Genomic DNA, 625 nt, shown 5'->3' on the forward strand with positions numbered 1-625 from the left:
TAGCACTACTTTGGCAGAATTGAGTTAGGGTGTCTGTTGAATATCCATCCGCAATGAGGGCAATGTGTTGGTGGTGAACGAGCTATGCGGTCAAGAATGGCCTGGCGCACTGCTGGCAGACTGGGTTGCGGTGGCGGTCCGGAGGCTCTTTTTTTTTCGTCCCGCCTGAGCGAGTCTGCGGGACTGCAGGAAGGCGTAGGCCATCATCGACATCAAGGCATGGCGGTGAAGTCCGGTCCAGGATCGTCCCTCGAAGTGATCCAGCCCCAACTCCTCTTTGAGTTGCTGATGGGCCTGTTCGCATATCCAGCGCGCTTTGATCGCGCCAGCCAGAACCTTGATTGGTGTCTCGGTCGGTAAGTTCGAAAGGTAGTATTTTCGTTCGCCATTCGAGCGATGCTCCCCCACCAGCCAGGCTTCTTCGCCTGGCATGTGCTGGGCTCCAGCAGAGCCGATCCGCTGGGGTGCACCATCTGCGATGCGTACGCGTATGGCCGCAAAACGAGCCGTCAGGCGTCCCTTCGTTCCCTTACGCCAACTGACCTGCCGCCACTTCGTCCCTTCGAGCATGGTGTGCGCCGCCACGGACGTGACATTAGGGACGTGACGCACTCGTGGACGGCCG

The 625-nt window shown here is 59.0% G+C and carries 1 pseudogene; it reads right to left on the reverse strand.

What is annotated here, in order from left to right:
* Window positions 1-24 precede the first annotated feature (24 nt).
* Window positions 25-625: pseudogene (locus tag GOX01_RS12780) on the reverse strand (IS701 family transposase); the annotation flags it as partial.

The sequence above is a fragment of the Gluconobacter oxydans genome (assembly GCF_006539685.1).
In the GTDB taxonomy this organism is placed as follows: Bacteria; Pseudomonadota; Alphaproteobacteria; order Acetobacterales; family Acetobacteraceae; genus Gluconobacter; species Gluconobacter oxydans.